Raw genomic sequence first — 1,509 nt, 5'->3', positions numbered from 1 at the left:
GTAACTAGTCAGGTGGTTGCGGGGCTGGTTGGAAGCCAGGGGTTTCCGGTGATGGCGTCGCGGAGTGCGGTGATGACGTTGAGGCCGTTCTTGCCGACGGTGGAGACGTAGGAGCGCACCGTGAGCCAGGTGCTGGCGCCGTGTTCGGTGCGCCAGCCACCGGAGACCTTGAGCTGGGTTTTGGTCATCCGGATGTCACGTTCGGCCTGGTTGTTGGTGAACGGCACCGTCAGATCGAACGCAAACCGCAGGACATCACCGCGGTATTTCTCGAGCCGGTCCAGCAGTCGCCGGGCCGGGCTTTGGCTGGGCCGCCCGCCCTGGGGATGACCCCGGTGATTACGCGGGTGCAGCCGCAGACCGGCCTGGACATAGGTGTCGTAGCGGCTGGTCAACGAGGTGAGGACCTCCTCGGGGATCCGGTCCAGGTCGAGGTCGCGGGCGGTGTGGGCGGCGGCGTTGAGCTCGTCCAGGACCGCGCTGAGCGCCTCAGGCCAGCTCCGCTCGGGATGGGCTTCGGCCGCGGCCTGCAGTTCGCGCTGGTGGTGGGCGTTGCAGAGCGCGTGAGTGAGGTCGTAGGTGCGGTAGGGATGCCAGCCGTCGTGCACCGCGACCCCGGCGAACCCGTCCAGGATCCCGAACGCGTCGATCGCGTCCCGGCCCCGCTTCTCGTGCAGGAAATAGGCGGTCAGCCAGGCGGTGGAGGCCGAGTGCAGCCACCGATTCTTGCCGAGCACCCGCAGGCCGGTCTCGTCGAAGTGCGCCACCGGCGCCGCCGCGATCGCGGCCTGGGTGGCGTCGGTGAAGGATGCCAGCCGGGGCGCGATCCGGCCCAGCACCGAGCTGACCCAGCCGGTGGATACGGCCATGCCGGTCACCTCGGTCAGCAGTGCGCAGGCGCGGGCGATCGGCAGGTGCTGATAGGTCAGCAGATACGCGGCCAGCGCGGTCAGGTTCGGGCCATAGCAGGCCGGTCCGGTCGCCTCGGCGGGCGCGGCTGCGGTGGTCAGCGCCCCGCACCCGCAGCGGCGTTGATGCAGCCGATGCTCGGTCACTACCAGCCTGATCTCGGGCAGATCATGCACCTGACGGCGCAGCGCACCCACGTCCGGGCGGTGGCGGAGTCCCTTGCCGCAGCCTGAGCACGCGACGGGGACGTGATTGATGACGCTGTCCGGGTCGGCGACAAATCTCAGGTTTGCGCCCGGCGTGCCAGGCTGCTTCCCTGGCCCGCGCCCGGTTTTTCGGCGCAGCGATTTCGGTGCCGGCTTGACATACACGTCCTGCGAAGGCGGCTTCGACGAGTTCTGCGAGTTTGTCTTCAACTGCCGCTCCAGTTCCCCGACCCGCGCGGTCAGCCGCTCAACTTCGGCCCGCAACACCGTGATCGTTTCCGCCTGCGCGACCACCAGAGCAGCAAGCTCGTCATACGACGGACGCCCATCCCCGGTCACACGATGATCATCGCACCACGACAACCACCACACGACCGGGGACCTGACTAGTTAC

1 protein-coding gene is annotated in these 1,509 nt (G+C 68.3%); it reads right to left on the bottom strand.

What is annotated here, in order from left to right:
- Window positions 1-8: 8 nt before the first annotated feature.
- On the bottom strand, window positions 9-1,454 hold the full coding sequence (gene tnpC, locus QQ657_RS56455; protein ID WP_284750741.1) for an IS66 family transposase: 1,446 nt from the start codon (window positions 1,452-1,454) through the stop codon (window positions 9-11).
- Between the last annotated feature and the right edge of the window lie 55 nt (window positions 1,455-1,509).

The organism is Amycolatopsis ponsaeliensis, assembly GCF_030182635.1.
GTDB lineage: Bacteria > Actinomycetota > Actinomycetes > Mycobacteriales > Pseudonocardiaceae > Amycolatopsis > Amycolatopsis ponsaeliensis.
The sequence above is the reverse complement of the archived record's forward strand: the minus strand, read 5'-3'. Positions and strand labels throughout refer to the sequence as shown.